Raw genomic sequence first — 572 nt, 5'->3', positions numbered from 1 at the left:
CGCTTGCGGTGGGTGCGGGCGAGGATCTGGCGGTCAGCTTCTTCCTGCCGAAGCAGACGATCAGCCTGTACACCAGCCACTTCAAGTCGTTCCAGGTCTCGTATTTCGCTGCCGGCAACCAGGCCGCCAACAAGAACCTGACCACGCCGACCAACTATCGCTCCTGGCATTTCGCCACCGCGGTCGACGTCGATGCTCCGGCTGGAAGCCAGGCGATCGTCGCGATCGGCGACAGCATCACCGACGGCACCGGTTCGGACCTCAACCAGAATAATCGCTGGCCGAACCTGCTGTTCAACACGCTGAACGGCCAGGCGAGCACCGATCATCTCGCGGTGGTCAACACCGGCATCGGCAGCGATCGCATCCTGTACGACGGTGGCCTGGACGATGGCTCGGGCCGGGTCGGCATCACGCCGGCGCTCTACAAGCGCTGGGGCTATGACGCGATGAACCTGTCGGGCGTGAAGACGATCATCCTGCTCGAAGGCATCAACGATGTCGGCCATTATAACAACCAGACGCCGAACACGACCGCGCAGATGCTCATCGACAAGATGATCGACCTGGTC

At 62.1% G+C, this 572-nt stretch carries 1 protein-coding gene; it reads left to right on the top strand.

Going from position 1 to position 572, the window contains the following annotated elements:
- Positions 1 to 572 (top strand): GDSL-type esterase/lipase family protein (locus J7528_RS24060; protein ID WP_291879897.1); only part of this gene is annotated, 572 nt, incomplete at both ends.

Source organism: Caulobacter sp. (genome assembly GCF_017744445.1).
In the GTDB taxonomy this organism is placed as follows: domain Bacteria; phylum Pseudomonadota; class Alphaproteobacteria; order Caulobacterales; family Caulobacteraceae; genus Caulobacter.
The sequence above is the reverse complement of the archived record's forward strand: the minus strand, read 5'-3'. Positions and strand labels throughout refer to the sequence as shown.